This is a genomic window from Streptomyces sp. NPDC001351, assembly GCF_042896045.1.
GTDB lineage: Bacteria > Actinomycetota > Actinomycetes > Streptomycetales > Streptomycetaceae > Streptomyces.
The window spans coordinates 106,986-123,168 of sequence record NZ_JBIAWS010000018.1; the positions used below are offsets into that span (position 1 = coordinate 106,986).

13 protein-coding genes and 1 riboswitch are annotated in these 16,183 nt (G+C 70.2%); of the genes, 6 read left to right on the forward strand and 7 right to left on the reverse strand.

Going from position 1 to position 16,183, the window contains the following annotated elements:
• Window positions 1–51 precede the first annotated feature (51 nt).
• The 4 genes from ACFY1U_RS43615 to ACFY1U_RS43630 form a co-directional block, all read right to left on the reverse strand.
• Window positions 52–732 carry a response regulator gene (locus ACFY1U_RS43615; RefSeq protein WP_266961505.1) on the reverse strand — a complete coding sequence of 227 codons (681 nt, stop codon included), beginning with the start codon at window positions 730–732 and terminating at the stop codon, window positions 52–54.
• Window positions 729–2,399, reverse strand: a complete 1,671-nt coding sequence (locus ACFY1U_RS43620; protein WP_390699642.1) for an ATP-binding protein — start codon at window positions 2,397–2,399, stop codon at window positions 729–731. The genes ACFY1U_RS43615 and ACFY1U_RS43620 overlap by 4 nt, the downstream gene beginning before the upstream one ends.
• Before the next feature lie 101 nt (window positions 2,400–2,500).
• On the reverse strand, window positions 2,501–3,442 hold the full coding sequence (locus tag ACFY1U_RS43625) for a sucrase ferredoxin (protein WP_390699643.1): 942 nt from the start codon (window positions 3,440–3,442) through the stop codon (window positions 2,501–2,503).
• A 78-nt stretch (window positions 3,443–3,520) separates the two neighbouring features.
• Entirely contained in the window at window positions 3,521–4,774 is a 1,254-nt protein-coding gene (locus ACFY1U_RS43630) for a citrate synthase (RefSeq protein WP_390699644.1), read from the reverse strand.
• Between the two features lie 109 nt (window positions 4,775–4,883).
• Between ACFY1U_RS43630 and ACFY1U_RS43635 the strand changes: the two genes are divergently transcribed.
• Window positions 4,884–6,050 carry a citrate synthase/methylcitrate synthase gene (locus ACFY1U_RS43635; RefSeq protein WP_390699645.1) on the forward strand — a complete coding sequence of 389 codons (1,167 nt, stop codon included), beginning with the start codon at window positions 4,884–4,886 and terminating at the stop codon, window positions 6,048–6,050.
• Between the two features lie 238 nt (window positions 6,051–6,288).
• On the opposite strand, the gene ACFY1U_RS43640 is transcribed toward ACFY1U_RS43635, so the two are convergent.
• Together ACFY1U_RS43640 and ACFY1U_RS43645 are read right to left on the reverse strand one after the other, a co-directional pair.
• Window positions 6,289–6,525: a hypothetical protein gene (locus tag ACFY1U_RS43640; protein WP_390699646.1), complete on the reverse strand. Its 237-nt coding sequence runs from the start codon at window positions 6,523–6,525 to the stop codon at window positions 6,289–6,291.
• Window positions 6,526–6,653: 128 nt separating this feature from the next.
• Window positions 6,654–7,199, reverse strand: a complete 546-nt coding sequence (locus ACFY1U_RS43645) for a DUF6082 family protein (RefSeq protein ID WP_390699647.1) — start codon at window positions 7,197–7,199, stop codon at window positions 6,654–6,656.
• A 321-nt stretch (window positions 7,200–7,520) separates the two neighbouring features.
• On the opposite strand from ACFY1U_RS43645, the gene ACFY1U_RS43650 reads away from it, so the two are divergent.
• Window positions 7,521–8,603: a CobW family GTP-binding protein gene (locus ACFY1U_RS43650; RefSeq protein ID WP_390699648.1), complete on the forward strand. Its 1,083-nt coding sequence runs from the start codon at window positions 7,521–7,523 to the stop codon at window positions 8,601–8,603.
• Here the strand turns inward: ACFY1U_RS43650 and ACFY1U_RS43655 are convergent.
• On the reverse strand, window positions 8,600–11,056 hold the full coding sequence (locus tag ACFY1U_RS43655; RefSeq protein ID WP_390699649.1) for a DNA topoisomerase (ATP-hydrolyzing) subunit A: 2,457 nt from the start codon (window positions 11,054–11,056) through the stop codon (window positions 8,600–8,602). The two genes, ACFY1U_RS43650 and ACFY1U_RS43655, sit on opposite strands and share 4 nt — an antisense overlap.
• Window positions 11,057–11,323: 267 nt before the next feature.
• On the opposite strand from ACFY1U_RS43655, the gene ACFY1U_RS43660 reads away from it, so the two are divergent.
• The 4 genes from ACFY1U_RS43660 to ACFY1U_RS43675 all read left to right on the forward strand — a co-directional run bounded on the left by ACFY1U_RS43660 (window position 11,324) and on the right by ACFY1U_RS43675 (window position 16,130).
• Window positions 11,324–12,721 carry a M16 family metallopeptidase gene (locus ACFY1U_RS43660; RefSeq protein WP_390699650.1) on the forward strand — a complete coding sequence of 466 codons (1,398 nt, stop codon included), beginning with the start codon at window positions 11,324–11,326 and terminating at the stop codon, window positions 12,719–12,721.
• On the forward strand, window positions 12,718–14,106 hold the full coding sequence (locus ACFY1U_RS43665) for a M16 family metallopeptidase (RefSeq protein WP_390699651.1): 1,389 nt from the start codon (window positions 12,718–12,720) through the stop codon (window positions 14,104–14,106). Before ACFY1U_RS43660 ends, ACFY1U_RS43665 begins: the two co-directional genes overlap by 4 nt.
• A gap of 203 nt (window positions 14,107–14,309) precedes the next feature.
• Window positions 14,310–14,474, forward strand: a riboswitch (cyclic di-AMP (ydaO/yuaA leader).
• Between the two features lie 12 nt (window positions 14,475–14,486).
• Entirely contained in the window at window positions 14,487–15,251 is a 765-nt protein-coding gene (locus tag ACFY1U_RS43670; RefSeq protein WP_390699652.1) for a M23 family metallopeptidase, read from the forward strand.
• Between the two features lie 186 nt (window positions 15,252–15,437).
• Window positions 15,438–16,130, forward strand: a complete 693-nt coding sequence (locus tag ACFY1U_RS43675) for a GntR family transcriptional regulator (protein ID WP_390699653.1) — start codon at window positions 15,438–15,440, stop codon at window positions 16,128–16,130.
• Window positions 16,131–16,183 lie beyond the last annotated feature (53 nt).

Genomic DNA, 16,183 nt, shown 5'->3' on the forward strand with positions numbered 1-16,183 from the left:
GTATGTAGGGAAGGGGCACGGCCCCTTCCCCCGCCCCTACCGGCCGTGCCCTCAGGCGCGGGTCGCCCACACGTAACGGTGTTCAGGGCGGCCCGCGTCGCCGTATTTCAGGGTGAGCCGGGCCCGTCCCGTGCGCTCCAGGAGCTTCAGATAACGCTGGGCGGTCTGGCGGCTCACTCCCGTGCGGTCGGCGATCTCCTGGGCCGACAGCGGCCCTTCGGCGCTCATCAGGGACTGGCGTACGAGTTCCGCGGTGGTGGGGGAGTGGCCCTTGGGCAGCCCCGGCTCCGAAGAGGCCGACAGGGCACCGAAGATGCGGTCCACCTCGGCCTGCTCCGCCTCGCCGCCGCCGTCGAGCGTGCGGCGCAGCTCCGCGTACGCCTCCAGCTTGGCGCGCAGGCCCGCGAAGGCGAACGGCTTGACCAGGTACTGCAGCGCGCCGTGCCGCATCGCGGCCTGCACGGTCGACACGTCACGGGCCGCCGTCACCATGATCACATCTGTCTGGTGGCCGCGTCGGCGCATCTCCTGGACGACCGCGAGACCCGTGTCGTCGGGCAGGTAGTGGTCCATGAGCACCAGGTCGAGGCGGGGCAGCGTCTCCAGCTGACGGAGCGCCTCGGCGGCGCTGTGCGCCTCGCCGGCGACGTGGAAGCCCGGCACCTTCTCGACGTAGGCGGCGTTGACCTGGGCGACCCTGGTGTCGTCGTCCACGACCAGGACCTCGATCATCGCGACTCCTCCTTGACGGTCGTGTCCACGGTTGCGGTGAGGGCCGGCTCCGGTGCGGGCTCGGTCAGTGCTTCCGGCAGGACGACGGTGAACTCCGCGCCGCCACCGTCCGCTTCGCCCACCGTCGCGCTGCCGCCCTGCCGCTCCGCGAGCCTGCGCACCATGGACAGGCCGATGCCGCGCTTGCGGTGTGCGGGAGGTTCCTTCGTGGACCACCCGTCAGTGAAGATCAACTCGTGTTGTTCCGCCGGGATTCCGGGCCCGGTGTCGCGCACCCTGAGGACTGCGGTACGCCCTTCGGTGCGCAACTCGACCTCCACGCGCGCGTGGTGGGTGCCCGCGACCGCGTCGAGCGCGTTGTCCACCAGGTTCCCGACGATCGTGACGAGCCCTCGGGGGTCGATCAACCGGTCCGGGAGCCGCGTCCGGTCCGAGACCCACAGGGCGACACCTCGCTCGGCCGCGACGGTCGCCTTGCCGACCAGCAGAGCGGCGATCAGTGGGTCCTGGATCTTCTCGGTGACCTGTTCGGCAGTGACCCGGTGGTCACCGACCACCTCTCCGACGAACTCCACGGCATCGTCGTACATCTCCAGTTCGAGAAGGCCCAGGAGCGTGTGCATACGGTTGGCGTGCTCGTGGTCCTGGGCGCGCAGGGCGTCGATCAGGCCCCGTGTCGAGTCGAGTTCCCGGCCGAGCTGCTCCAGTTCGGTGCGGTCGCGCAGGGTGGCCACGGCGCCGCCGTCGTCGGTGGGCATGCGGTTGGCGACCAGGACGCGCTGGCCGCGCACGGTGAGCAGGTCGGTGCCCGTCACCCGGCCGGCCAGGATGTCGGCCGTACGTCCTTCGCCGAGCGCCTCGTCGGGGGACCGGCCGATGACCTCCGCATCGATGCTCAGCAGCCGGTGTGCCTCGTCGTTCAGGAGGCGTATCCGACCGGCCCGGTCCAGGGCGACGACGCCCTCCCTGATGCCGTGCAGCATCGCCTCGCGCTCCGCGAGCAGCGCCGAGATGTCCGAGAAGGCCAGGTCGCGGGTCTGCCGCTGGACCCGGCGTGAGATCAGCCAGGCGGCCAGCGCACCGACGGCCAGCGCGCCGCCTGCGTAGGCGAGCAGTCCTGGGATCGCGCCGATGAGGTCGGCCCGCACGCTGTCGTACTTGATGCCGACCGAGACCGCCCCGATGATCTTGCCGTGGGTGTCCCGCAAGGGCACTTTGCCGCGGGCCGAGCGGCCCAGGGTGCCCTTGTCGATCTCCATGACCTCCTTGCCGGACAGGGCGCCTTCGGGGCTCGTGGAGACAATGTCGCCTATCTCCGACTTTGTCGGGTGCGACCAGCGCACCCAGTTCCGGTCCAGTACCACGATGTACTCGGCATGGGTGGCTCGCCGGATTCGCTCGGCTTCCTTCTGCACCGGGCCGTCGCTGGTGGGCGGGGTGTGCAGCACTCCTTCGGCGATTTGCGGGTTCTGCGCCGTGGTCTCGGCGATGGCCAGCGCCTGGCGCATCGCCTCCTCGTCGAGCTGCTTGCTCAGCGGAGCCAGGAACAGTCCGGTCGCGAGCACCGCGACTCCCGCGGCGATCGCCAGCTGCATCAGCAGCACCTGCGAGAACACCCGCTTCGGCAGACCGAGGCGCAGGCGGCGTGCGGGGGGAGTGGGGCTCATACCCACGACGGTACGTGGACGTGCCGGAGCTGCCGTAGGGGGTGTGGCATGCATCTCTTGATCAATGTTGAGCCAAGCGGCCGACGCGTTGACCGGCCCGCTCAACTCGCGAGCGCGGTCATGCTCAGCTCGTGCACCGCCAAGACCTCCATCCGCGCAGGTGCACCGAGAATCGACGTCCCGCAGCTCTCCGGGCGGGGCGGCAGGGATGCGCCCTGGGCGACCTCGACGCGCCAGCGGCGTCCGTCCGCGTGGGCGACGGTCACCTGCCAGCGCGGCGCGGCCCCGTCCGTTCGTACGACGCTCAGGGCATCCGCGGCGTACTCGCGCGCGGCGGTACGCACGGCCAGCTCGGCCGCCTGACCGGGTCGCTCCCAGGCGGAGCGCCCGCGGCAGCCCTCCACGACGATCCGTCCCTCCTGGACGCTGCGCAGGGCGTCCTTGACGGCGCGGGCTTCGGCGCGGCCGTAGGCGTATCCGTACGGAAGGAGGAGCAGTGTGGGCGAGAAGCGATGGCCACCCAGATGGGTGACCTCCCAGACGCCCTCCACCTCGGAGGCGGCGAGCTCGGCCGCGAGCGGGCGGCCGAGGAGCGCGCAGCAGCGGTCGCGCTTGCCGTTGGTGCAGACGAGGGCGAGCGGAGCACCGGCGTGCGGTCGGGCACCGAGCGCCGAGTCGAAGGTGTGGTGCGCGCCCCTGCCGAGCGCGGCGAAGTCGAGGTCGAGAAGAGCCCGCGGGTCGCGGACCGTGGCGGAGTGCAGCCATGCGTTGCCGGGCGCGGTGTGGGCCGCGTACACCTGCCGCGTGGTGGGAACGCCGCAGTCGGCGTGCCGTCCCGGGCGGCGGATCAGCGCGATACGTACGCCCGTGCCCTTCGCGGCCGCCTCCAGGGCGCGCCCGAGTGCCGGATCGAGATGGCTCGAAGTGAGCGCCTTGGCGCCCCAGGGACCCGGCTGCTCCAGCAGCAGCCAGGTCCTCGCGGTGGCCGCGGTTCCCGAAAGGGGCTCGTCGAGCTCCCGGGATACGGCTGAGCACGTACTCACAGAGGTGAGCCTAACCTGACTTGGCTCTCCGTGACTTCCGGTCGCGTCCGTGTCCTGCGCCGGCAGGGGCCGATCGCGCTATGGCAGCGGCTGGGGCGGCTTCGGGCCGACGTAGTGTCCACTGGGCCGCATGCGCAGCGGGTGTTCCCCGTACTCCTCGAGCGCATGGGCGATCCAGCCCGCCGTACGCGCGACGGCGAAGATCGTCTCGCCCGCGGTGGAGGGCATGCCCGAGGACGCGGTGAGCACGGCCAGGGCCAGGTCGACATTGGCATGCAACGGGGTGTGGCGGGCGGTGGTGGCCACGATGTCGCGCGCCGCGGCCAGGGCGGGGGCGGCGCGGGGGATCTCCTCCAGGAGGCCGAACAGGGCACGCGCGCGTGGGTCTTCGCCGGGGTACAGCCGGTGGCCGAGCCCCGGGATGCGGCGGCCCGCGCGCAGCTCTTCCGCGATGACGGGGGCCGCGTTGCCCTCGTCGAGCACGTCGAGCAGCAGCCGGTGGGCGAGGCCGCTGGCCGCTCCGTGCAGGGGGCCTTCCAGTACCCCGAGCCCGGCGGAGACGGCCGCGTAGGCGTGGGCGCGGGCCGAGGCGGCGACGCGCACTGCGAGCGTCGAGGCGGCGAGGTCGTGGTCGACGAGCAGGGCGAGCGCGGTGTCCAGCACGCGCAGCGAGGCCTCGTCGGGGTCGACTCCGCTCAGCCGCGCCCACAGGCGGTGTGCCAGCGGGCCCTCGTCACGGTGGCCGCGCCGGGCCGGCGGCAGGGCCGCCACCAGGGTGGGGATGAGCGTGCGCGCGGTGCCGAGCACGGCGTCCTCGGAGAGGTCGAAGCGCAGCGGGTCCGCCACCGCGGCGGCGATCGCCGCAACCCGCAGCCGGTCGGTCGGTCCGGTGTGTTCGGGCAGCGTGTCGACGGCGCGGCGGGCCAGGGCGACGGAGGCCTCGGGTGCGGTGAACACCATGCCGGGGCGCAGCAGGCCGGTCCACAGCCACTCGGCGACCTCTTCGTAGGAGTGGCGCGTGGCCAGTTCGGTGGCGTCGACGCCGCGGAAGAAGTACCGGTCCGTTTCGATGAGAGTGATGCGCGTGCGTACGGAGAGATCGCCGCCCGATGGTGAACTCCCGCTGCTCTCCCGTCTGTTGCGCCGGGCGAGTGCCTCCACCTCCTTGACGTCGAAGGTGCTGCCCCGGCCGCCGGGGACGCGGCGGCTGCCGAGCTGGCCGCGGCTCACGTACGCGTACACGGTCTCGGGCTTCACGCCCAGCAGTTCGGCGGCTTCCTTGGTGGTCAGCCGGCGTTCGGCGTGACCGGCGGAGGGGTCTTGATCGCGCATGGGGTCACCGTATCCGTATCGCGACACATGGATCCAAAGAATTGATTCAATCAATATTGACAGGAAGTTAGTCAAGCATTGACAGTTAAATCAAGTCCAGGGAGGAATCATGTCCGTCAACAGGTCAGCCGTCGCCACCGTCGACGTGCCGCGGGGGCTCGCCGGCGTCGTCGTCACCGACACCGAGATCGGGGATGTCCGGGGGCGCGAGGGCTTCTACCACTACCGCCAGTACTCGGCCGTCGAACTCGCGCGGACCCGCGGCTTCGAGGACGTCTGGCATCTCCTGGTCCACGGCGAACTGCCGGAGGGTGCGCAGCGTGCGGCGTTCCTCTCCGAAACTGCCGCTCTGCGGCGGCTGCCCGACGAGGTACGGGCGGCCCTGCCCGTCATTGCGGCGGCCAGCGGGCGGTCGGGTCCGCTCGCCGGTATGCGCACCGCGCTGTCGCTGCTCGGGGCGGCGAAGGGGTTCCGGCCGGTGTACGACATCGGAGCGGCCGACCGCCGCCGGGACACCCTCGTGGCGGCCGCGGCCGTGCCGACGCTGCTCACGGCGCTGCACCGGCTGGGTCGCGGTCTCGAACCGGTGGAGCCTCGGGACGATCTCTCCTATGCGGCCAACTACCTCTACATGCTGACGGGTTCGGTGCCGGAGCCGAAGCGGGCCCGGGCCGTCGAGCAATATCTGATCTCAACCATTGATCATGGCTTCAATGCGTCAACCTTCACGGGGCGGGTCATCGCGTCGACGGGAGCGGACGTGGCCGCGTGCCTCGTCGGAGCCGTGGGGGCACTCTCCGGTCCGCTGCACGGTGGTGCGCCCAGCCGTGCGCTGGACACTCTGGACGCGATCGGCACCCCCGACCGCATCGATCCCTGGATCCGTGAACGCGTCCTCGCCGGCGACCGCATCATGGGCTTCGGTCACCCCGTGTATCGCACCGAGGACCCCCGTTCCCGGATGCTCCGCGAGGTCGCGCAGAGCTTCGGCGGCCCGCGCGTGGAGTTCGCCGTGGAGGTGGAACGTCACGTCGAGAGCATCCTGGCGGAACTGAAGCCCGGCCGCGAACTCCACACGAACGTCGAGTTCTACGCGGGCGTGGTCATGGAACTGTGCGGCTTGCCCCGCGAGATGTTCACCCCGACGTTCGCTGCGGCGCGGGTGGTGGGCTGGAGCGCGAACATCCTGGAACAGGCGGAGGACTCGAAGATCATCCGACCGGTGGCGCGGTATGTGGGGCCGGGGGCGCCGGTGGCAGTTCCAGGCGCGGTCTGAGGTGTGCGTGAGGTCCGGTTCCGATCCGGAACCGGACCTGACGATGTCGTGGGCGAGCCTGTCTCTGCGGGGTAAGCGCTGTTCGGCTCGAAGCCGTCCTGTGGCGCCGGGGTTGTGGTGCGCCAGACGGGAGTGAAATGACGGATCTGAAGGATGCGTCTTCCGGAGGTTGCCCCTCCATGGGGTCACCGAGTGCACCTCAACGGCCGACGGCGGAGTCCTTGTGGGAGCGCAGCTCTTAACTGTCCGGGATGTCCGCTTTCGCGCGGAGGAAGGTCTCCCGGCTCACGATCACAATGCGTTCGTAGCTCGCACGTGAGGCATCGGGAGGGAGTTCTTTCTCGAGCGCCGCGGTGGCCTCTGTCCCGATGACGGCGAAGTTTCCGTCACTAAGTTCGAAGATGTCCGGGCATGAATCGCCGGACAAACTGCCACGCTCACGTGGGGAGGCACCGATGCGGCGCACGATCTTCAACGCGATCCCTGTCTCTGGAACGGGTGGATGATAGCCCTTGGGGCGGGGACAGGGTAGCGGCCCGCCGTATCGATCTTGGCAGGGGTCCCACTATGGGCATGTCTTGGTTGACGGCACGTCAACTTCCGTCACTCTTCGGTCGGTTCACCCACAACCCACCACTCTTCCGTGTCTGCTTCATCCAAATCGCGGATGAGGCGGTCCACCATTCGGCCCACCCTTGCCTCGTCTGAGTCCGATTTGAGGCTTGCGCGATGAGGGCGGTGGGCGTCCCAGTAGTCGCGAAAGATGGAGTTCCGGCAGATCATCCGGAGGTGGCCGTGCAACTCCTCCCAGTTGACCACGCCAACTCGGTAGGCGAGCAGAGCATTGGTGTACAGGGCGTTCGCGAACAGGTACTGGCGGCGCTGGACGGGGGAATCCACCTGGACGTTGCTGTACACAGCGGCCAGGTCGGGGTCCTCCATCGCTTTGCTCAGGAGGTAGAACTGCAGACGCTGCTGCTCCGTCAGCATGGCCTGTCGGTCGTCCTGCTCCATTTTCGCTACACGCTGGCGCAGTTCCTCGAACCGGCGTCGTTGCGCAGCCAGGGCTACGAGTACTCCCACGGTGAAGGCGAGCCCTGCGGCGGCGGCAGAACCCAGCCCCCGGGCATCCGTGTTCTGTGTGGCCATGTCAACCCCCGAGTCAGGCGGCCGTCCGCCGGTCGTCGGGGTGCGGGTCGACTGATGGGGACCGGCGAGCGGTGGGCGGCGCTTGCCGTCTCCCAGGGTGCCGAGCGGCTCTGATCGGCAGGGAGGCGGAGAGGAGGCGCACGGAGGGAAGCGAGGGTCGCACGCTCCGGCGCCTTGCCCAACGTCTGCCCCGCAAGTGCTGCTAACAATCGTTCACTTCGCGGTGATTATTCCGGCTCGTATCCTGGTCCGGCATTCAATTCTCCTTCGTGCGCCGGGAGCGCGATCCGGTGCACGCGTCGGTGTCAGAGAGGTCGCACGTTGAGTCAGCCGAGCCACAGCCTCCGGCAGATCCCGGTCGTCGTACTTGCCGGATTCCTGGGCTCCGGCAAGACCACCCTCCTCAATCACCTCCTCCACCGCAGCGGCGGCAGCCGTATCGGTGCCGTCGTCAACGACTTCGGCGCCATCGAGATCGACGCCATGGCCGTGGCCGGAGCGCTGGGTGATTCCACCGTGTCGCTCGGAAACAGCTGCCTGTGCTGTGCCGTGGACGTCAGCGAGCTGGACCTCTATCTCGAGCGGCTCGCCCGGCCCTCCGCCGGTATCGACGTCATCGTGATCGAGGCCAGCGGCCTCGCCGAACCCCAGGAACTCGTGCGCATGGTGCTCGCCAGTGAGCAACCGGGGATCGTGTACGGCGGCCTCGTCGAGGTCGTCGACGCCGCCGAGTTCGACGACACGCGCGTGAAGCACCCCGAGGTGGACCGGCATCTCGCCCTGGCCGACCTCGTCGTCGTCAACAAGCTCGACCGGGTTCCCGACGCAGAGCGCGTCCTCGGGCTCGTCCGCTCCCTCGTCGACCGCGCAGCGGTCGTCCCGGCCACCTATGGCCGCATCGATCCCGAGTTCCTCTTCGACTGCAGGCCGAGCGAGGAGCGCATCGGCCAGCTGTCCTTCGACGACCTGCACGAGCATGGCGAACACGGGGAATCCGGCGGGCACGGCCACGCCGATCATCTGCACGCGGCCTACGACAGCCTGTCCTTCAGCTCCGAAGTGCCCCTGGACCCACGCCGGTTGATGGAGTTCCTCGACAGCAGGCCCGAGGGGCTGTACCGGATCAAGGGGTACGTCGACTTCGGGGCGTACGACGTCCACAACCGCTACGCCGTGCACGCCGTGGGGCGCTTCCTCCGGTTCTACCCGGAGCCCTGGGGGCCGGGCGATGCCCGCCTCACGCAGCTGGTCCTCATCGGCTCCGGCATCGACGCGCCCGCCCTCGGCAAGCAACTCGAGGCATGCAACAGCGACGCCCCGCACACCGCCGACGAGCACGGTATGTGGGGCGTCCTGCGCTACGTACAGGATCCGGAGGAGGATCTCGTGGAGCCGCCGGCCTAGACCGGGCCCGCCACCACCGCCACCGTCTTCGCCAGGGACACGCCCGAGCCGTCGCGGCGCGGGTCGAGCTCCGGGAGGTCGGCCGGGGTGCCGTTCTTCTGCGCCGCCTTGGCCGGGACCGTGCCCGCCCAGGCCAGGGACAGGCAGTCCTCGCCCTTCAGGAACCGCTGGCAGCGCACCCCGCCGGTGGCGCGGCCCTTGCGCGGGTACTGGTCGAACGGGGTCAGCTTGGCCGTCGTCTGGACCGAGTCGTCGAGCGTGCCGCGCGAGCCCGCGACCGTGAACACGACAGCATCCGCCGCCGGGTCCACCGCCGTGAAGGAGATGACCTTCGCGCCCTCGGTGAGCTTGATGCCCGCCATACCGCCTGCCGGACGGCCCTGAGGGCGGACCTGCGAGGCCTGGTAGCGCAGCAGCTGCGCGTCGTCCGTGATGAAGACCAGGTCCTCCTCACCGGTGCGCAGCTCGACCGCGCCGACGATCCGGTCGCCGTCCTTGAGCGTGATGACCTCCAACTCCTCCTTGTTGGACGGGTAGTCGGGGACCACTCGCTTGACGACGCCCTGTTCGGTGCCGAGGGCGAGGCCGGGGGAGGACTCGTCCAGCGTGGTCAGGCAGACCACCGTCTCGTCGTCCTCCAGGGAGAGGAACTCCGACAGGGGCGCACCGCCGGAGAGGTTCGGCGCCGACGCCGTCTCCGGCAGCTGGGGAAGGTCGACGACGTTGATCCGCAGGAGGCGGCCGGAGGAGGTCACCGCGCCGATCTCGCCGCGTGCCGTCGCCGGGACCGCCGACACGATCACGTCGTGCTTGGTGCGCCGGGCGTCGGCGTCCTCCGGGAAGGGCTCGCCGTTCGAGGTGCGGGCCAACAGGCCCGTGGAGGACAGCAGCACCCGGCACGGGTCGTCCGCGACCTGCAGCGGTACGGCGGCCGCCGGGGCGCCCGAGGCCTCCAGCAGGACCGTACGCCGCTCGGTGCCGAACTTCTTGGCCACCGCGGCCAGTTCGGAGGAGACCAGCTTGCGCAGCTCCGCGTCCGACTCCAGGATCCGGGTCAGCTCCGCGATCTCCGCGTTCAGCTTCTCCTTCTCCGACTCCAGCTCGATGCGGTCGTACTTGGTGAGGCGGCGCAGCGGCGTGTCGAGGATGTACTGGGTCTGGATCTCCGAGAGCGAGAAGCGCTCCATCAGGCGTTCCTTCGCCTGCGCGCTGTTCTCGCTGGAGCGGATCAGCCGGATGACCTCGTCGATGTCGACGAGGGCCGTCAGCAGGCCCTCCACCAGGTGCAGCCGGTCGCGGCGCTTGGTGCGGCGGAACTCGCTGCGGCGGCGCACGACCTCGAAGCGGTGGTCGAGGTAGACCTCCAGGAGCTCCTTGAGGCCCAGGGTGAGCGGCTGGCCGTCCACCAGCGCCACGTTGTTGATGCCGAAGGACTCCTCCATCGGCGTCAGCTTGTACAGCTGCTCCAGGACGGCCTCCGGCACGAAGCCGTTCTTGATCTCGATGACCAGGCGCAGGCCGTGCTCGCGGTCGGTGAGGTCCTTGACATCGGCGATGCCCTGGATCTTCTTCGAACCGACCAGGTCCTTGATCTTGGCGATCACCTTCTCCGGGCCGACCGTGAAGGGCAGTTCGGTGACGACCAGGCCCTTGCGGCGGGCGGTGACGGTCTCGATCTCGACCGTGGCACGGATCTTGAAGGTGCCCCGGCCCGTCTCGTACGCGTCCCGGATGCCGGCGAGGCCGACGATGCGGCCGCCGGTGGGCAGGTCCGGGCCGGGGACGTGCTTCATCAGGGTGTCGAGATCCGCACCCGGGTAGCGGATCAGGTGCCGGGCGGCCGCGATGACCTCGGCGAGGTTGTGCGGCGGCATGTTCGTCGCCATGCCGACCGCGATGCCCGACGAGCCGTTCACCAGCAGGTTCGGGAAGGCCGCGGGCAGGGCGACCGGCTCCTGCTCCTGGCCGTCGTAGTTGGGCGCGAAGTCGACCGTGTCCTCGTCGATCGACTCCGTCATCAGGCTCGTCGCCTGGGCCTGGCGGCACTCGGTGTACCGCATGGCGGCCGGCGGGTCGTCGTTGCCCAGCGAGCCGAAGTTGCCGTGGCCGTCGACGAGCGGCACGCGCATGGAGAAGGGCTGGGCCATGCGCACCAGGGCGTCGTAGATCGACGCGTCGCCGTGCGGGTGCAGCTTGCCCATGACCTCGCCGACCACGCGCGCGCACTTCACATAGCCGCGGTCGGGGCGCAGGCCCATCTCGTTCATCTGGTAGACGATGCGGCGGTGGACCGGCTTGAGGCCGTCGCGGGCGTCGGGCAGGGCTCGGGAGTAGATGACCGAGTACGCGTACTCGAGGAAGGAGCCCTGCATCTCGTCGACGACGTCGATGTCGAGGATGCGCTCCTCGAACGAGTCGTCGGGCGGCGGGGTCTTCGTGCTGCGGCGGGCCATCGCTGCCGGCTCCTCTTTTCTGGCTGCTCGCGCTGAAGCGTGAACGGGTTCTGACGCGACCATTGTGGACCGCGGCACTGACAACGCGGACGAGGACCTGGCGTCGAAGTAGGTTCCCGGCGTGGCGGAAGGCTACGCGATCCGCTGTGGGCGTATGTCGTCCGGGAACTTCGCCGACGATCTGCACGCTTGCATACAGTGGCAGGACCGGCAGGAAAACCGCGGTTCGAACCACCGCATCCGCGAGGCGAAGGGACGTACATGCCCATGGGTCACACGGCCACAGACCAGGCAGGCACCGGGGGCCTGACAGCGACCGAGCACCGCCTGGCCAACGGCCTGCGCGTGGTGCTCTCAGAGGATCACCTGACCCCGGTCGCGGCGGTGTGCCTCTGGTACGACGTCGGCTCGCGCCACGAAGTCAAGGGACGTACCGGCCTGGCTCACCTTTTCGAGCACCTGATGTTCCAGGGCTCCGGGCAGGTCAAGGGCAACGGGCACTTCGAGCTGGTGCAGGGCGCCGGAGGCTCGCTGAACGGCACCACCAGCTTCGAGCGCACCAACTACTTCGAGACCATGCCCGCCCACCAGTTGGAGCTCGCCCTCTGGCTGGAGGCCGACCGGATGGGCTCCCTGCTCGCCGCCCTCGACGACGAGTCCATGGAGAACCAGCGGGACGTCGTCAAGAACGAGCGCAGGCAGCGCTACGACAACGTGCCGTACGGCACGGCGTTCGAGAGGCTGACCGCCCTCGCCTACCCGGAGGGCCACCCGTACCACCACACGCCGATCGGCTCGATGGCCGACCTGGACGCGGCGACCCTGGAGGACGCGCGCGCGTTCTTCCGCACGTACTACGCGCCGAACAACGCCGTCCTCTCGGTGGTCGGCGACATCGACCCGGAGCAGACGCTCGCCTGGATCGAGAAGTACTTCGGGTCCATCGCCTCGCACGACGGGAAGCCGGAGCCCCGCGACGGCTCGCTGCCCGAGATCATCGGCGAGCAGCTGCGCGAGGTCATCGAGGAGGAGGTCCCGGCGCGCGCCCTGATGGCGGCCTACCGGCTGCCCGAGGACGGCACGCGCGCGGCGGACGCCGCCGACCTGGCGCTCACCGTCCTCGGCGGCGGCGAGTCCTCCCGCCTCTACAACCGGCTGGTACGCCGCGACCGTACGGCCGTCGCGGCCGGGTTCGGTCTGCTGCGGCTGGCCGGAGCGCCCTCCCTGGGCTGGCTGGACGTGAAGACCTCCGGTGACGTCGAGGTGCCGGTGATCGAGGCCGCCATCGACGAGGAGCTCGCCCGGTTCGCCGCGGAGGGCCCCACGGCCGAGGAAATGGAGCGCGCCCAGGCCCAGTTGGAGCGCGAGTGGCTGGACCGGCTCGGCACGGTCGCGGGCCGCGCCGACGAACTGTGCCGGTTCGCCGTCCTGTTCGGCGACCCGCAGCTCGCCCTCACCGCCGTACAGCGCGTCCTGGAGGTGACGGCCGAGGAGGTCCAGGAGGTCGCCAAGGCCCGCCTGCGCCCGGACAACCGCGCGGTGCTCGTCTACGAGCCGCTCTCGCCCGAGTCCGCGGAGCACACCCAGGACGAGGACTTCCCCGAAGACCCCGAGTCCGAAGCCACGGTGCAAGCCACCGACCAGAACGAGGAGGCGGCCAAGTGACCGAGCTCGCCACGATGCAGTTCCACCCGCAGCCCCGGGCGGGCGAGGCCAAGCCGTGGGCGTTCCCGTCCCCCGAGCGTGGCGCGCTCGACAACGGCCTGACCGTCCTGCGCTGCCACCGTCCCGGCCAGCAGGTCGTCGCCGTGGAGGTGCTCCTGGACGCGCCCCTGGAGGCCGAGCCGGCCGGTTTCGAGGGCGTTGCCACGATCATGGCGCGAGCCTTCTCCGAGGGCACCGACAAGCACTCCGCCGAGGAGTTCGCCGCCGAGCTGGAGCGCTGCGGCGCCACCCTCGACTCGCACGCCGACCACCCGGGCGTACGTCTGAGCCTCGAGGTCCCGGCCTCCCGTCTCACCAAGGCGCTCGGTCTGCTCGCCGACGCCCTCAGGGCGCCCGCGTTCGCCGACAGCGAGGTCGAGCGGCTGGTCCGCAACCGCCTGGACGAGATCCCGCACGAGCTGGCCAACCCCTCGCGGCGTGCCGCCAAGGAGCTCTCCAAGGAGCTCTTCCCGGCGACCTCGCGCATGTCGCGCCCGCGCCAGGGCACCGAGGAGACGGTCGAGAAGATCGACGCGGCGGCCGTACGCGCCTTCTACGACCGCCATGTCCGGCCCGCCACGGCCACCGCCGTCGTCGTCGGCGACCTCACCGGCATCGACCTGGACGCGCTGCTCGGCGACACCCTGGGCGCGTGGACCGGCTCCAAGGCCGAACCCCGCCCCGTGCCGCCGGTGACCGCCGACGACACCGGGCGCGTGATCATCGTCGACCGTCCCGGCGCCGTCCAGACGCAGCTGCTCATCGGCCGCGTCGGCGCCGACCGGCACGACCGCGTGTGGCCCGCCCAGGTGCTCGGCACGTACTGCCTCGGCGGCACCCTCACCTCGCGCCTGGACCGCGTCCTGCGCGAGGAGAAGGGCTACACCTACGGTGTGCGCGCGTTCGGTCAGGTCCTCAGGTCCGCCCCGGACGGCTCCGGCGCCGCGATGCTCGCCATCAGCGGCTCCGTCGACACCCCGAACACCGGCCCGGCGCTCGACGACCTCTGGAAGGTGCTGCGCACGCTCGCCGAGGGCGGTCTCACCGACGCCGAGCGCGACGTCGCCGTACAGAACCTGGTCGGTGTGGCGCCGCTGAAGTACGAGACCGCGGCGGCCGTGGCGAGCACCCTGGCCGACCAGGTCGAGCAGCACCTGCCCGACGACTACCAGGCGACGCTGTACCAGCAGCTCGCCGCGACCGGAACCGTGGAGGCCACCGCGGCGGTCGTGAACGCCTTCCCGGTGGACCGTCTGGTGACGGTTCTCGTCGGGGACGCGGCGCAGATCAAGGAGCCTGTCGAGGCCCTCGGGATCGGTGAAGTCGCGGTGGTGTCGGCCGAGTAGCGGCACGCGCGCGTGGCGTGGCCCTGGTGACGGATGCGTCACCAGGGCCCTCTTATGTCCGAATTGGCGGAGAATCGAAGGAGAGTTGCCTGTCTGCCCTGTGGGATGCGCTACAAACGCCTTGATCCGTTTGGGGATTGAAAGTGCTGCCGCTTAGCGTCTTCCGGGCTGTCCGTCAGGCACCGCGCCGCATCCGCGGCACCGGACAGCCATCGCCGAGTCCCCGTACGGCGCGAGCCAGGGGAGCCGGGGACCCACCGCAGTCCCTGGGGTGAATCGGACGCCCGCGCGTGCAGCGAGGGAGTCCGTAGGAGACCTTCCTGCTCCGAACCCGTCAGCTAACCCGGTAGGCGAGAGGGAAGGAAAGGACCAGCCACCACATGGCGTTCACGCGCGCCACCGGGAAGCACCGTCGCCCCGCACGGATGCACCGCACCAGCACCCGCGCCGCCGGGGTCGCGGCCCTCGCCGCCACCGGCGTCATCGGTACCCTGGCAGCCCCCGCGCTCGCCGCCGACACCTCCGTCGAGCAGACCGGGCTCACCCCCGTCATCACCATCGGCGACACGATCGCCGACAAGATCGACGCCCAGGCCGACGCCCAGAAGCAGGCCGCCGAGGAGGCCGCGCTCAAGAAGGCGGCCCAGGAGGCGGCACGCGAGAAGGCCGCCGCCCAGGCCAAGCAGGAGCGCGAGGCCAAGGAGCGCGCCGCCCGCGAGGCCGAGCGCAAGCGCCTCAACACGTTCGTGGCGCCGATATCGAACTCGTACGTCTCCACCGGCTACCGGGCCAGCAGCTCCCTGTGGTCCTCCGGCAGCCACACCGGCATCGACTTCCACGCCGCGAGCGGTACGCCCGTCCACGCGGTCGGCGCCGGCACCGTCGTCCAGACCGGCTGGGGCGGCGCCTACGGCAACCAGATCGTGATCAAGATGCAGGACGGCACGTACACCCAGTACGGCCATCTGTCGTCCATCGGCGTCTCGGTGGGCCAGACGGTCACCCCGGGCCAGCAGATAGGCCTCTCCGGCGCGACCGGCAACACCACCGGACCGCACCTGCACTTCGAGGCCCGTACGACCCCCGAGTACGGCTCGGACATCGACCCCGTCGCCTATCTGCGCTCGCACGGCGTGAACGTCTGACGACGGATCGCAGGATCTGCTGAAGCCCCGGCTCCCGAGCCGGGGCTTTCGGTGTTTCTGCCGCCCCGCTGTCCAAAAAATATCCATGGATTCCGGCCCGCCGTCGGAAATTCCGGCTCCGTGCAATAGAGTCACCGATACACGTCAATCATCGACGTTTCACGGGGATTAAGTCGGAGGTCGGTCATGCGTATTCCGGCGCACTCGGTGTGCACGGCGATCCGGGACGACATCGTCGCCGGTGTCTACGAGCGCGGCAGCCGCCTCACCGAGGAACTCCTCGCGCGCCGCTACGGCGTCTCGCGCGTCCCCGTGCGCGAGGCCCTGCGCACCCTGGAGGCCGAGGGCTTCGTGGTGACCCGGCGGCACGCGGGCGCGTGCGTCGCGGAACCGACCGAGCAGGAGGCCGCCGACCTGCTGGAGATGCGCATGCTGCTGGAACCGCTCGGCGCCTCCCGGGCCGCCCAGCGGCGCACCGACGCCCATCTCAAGGTCCTGCGCGGCCTGGTCAGACTGGGCCAGGAGCGGGCCAGGAGGGGCAACAGCGAGGATCTGCGCTCCCTGGGGGGCTGGTTCCACGAGACGCTCGCCCAGGCCTCCGGAAGCCCCGCGCTGACCTCGATGCTGACCCAGCTGCGCCACAAGATCGCCTGGATGTACGCCGTGGAGGCACCGGCCAACCCCGTGGAGTCCTGGGCGGAGCACGGCGCGATCGTCGACGCCGTGGCCCGCGGCGACAGCGAGCGCGCGCGGGCGGTCACCGCGCTGCACACCGAGCGCTCGAGCGCCGTGCACCGGCTGCGCTTCGGCGGCCCGGAGCGGGTGAACGGTGTGAGGAACTCGCAACATGCCGTAAACATGTCGGGCCTGCGGCATTAACACGGGCGCCGTATACAAAGAAGGAACAATTCGAGGGGCATTGTTTCTGCTGC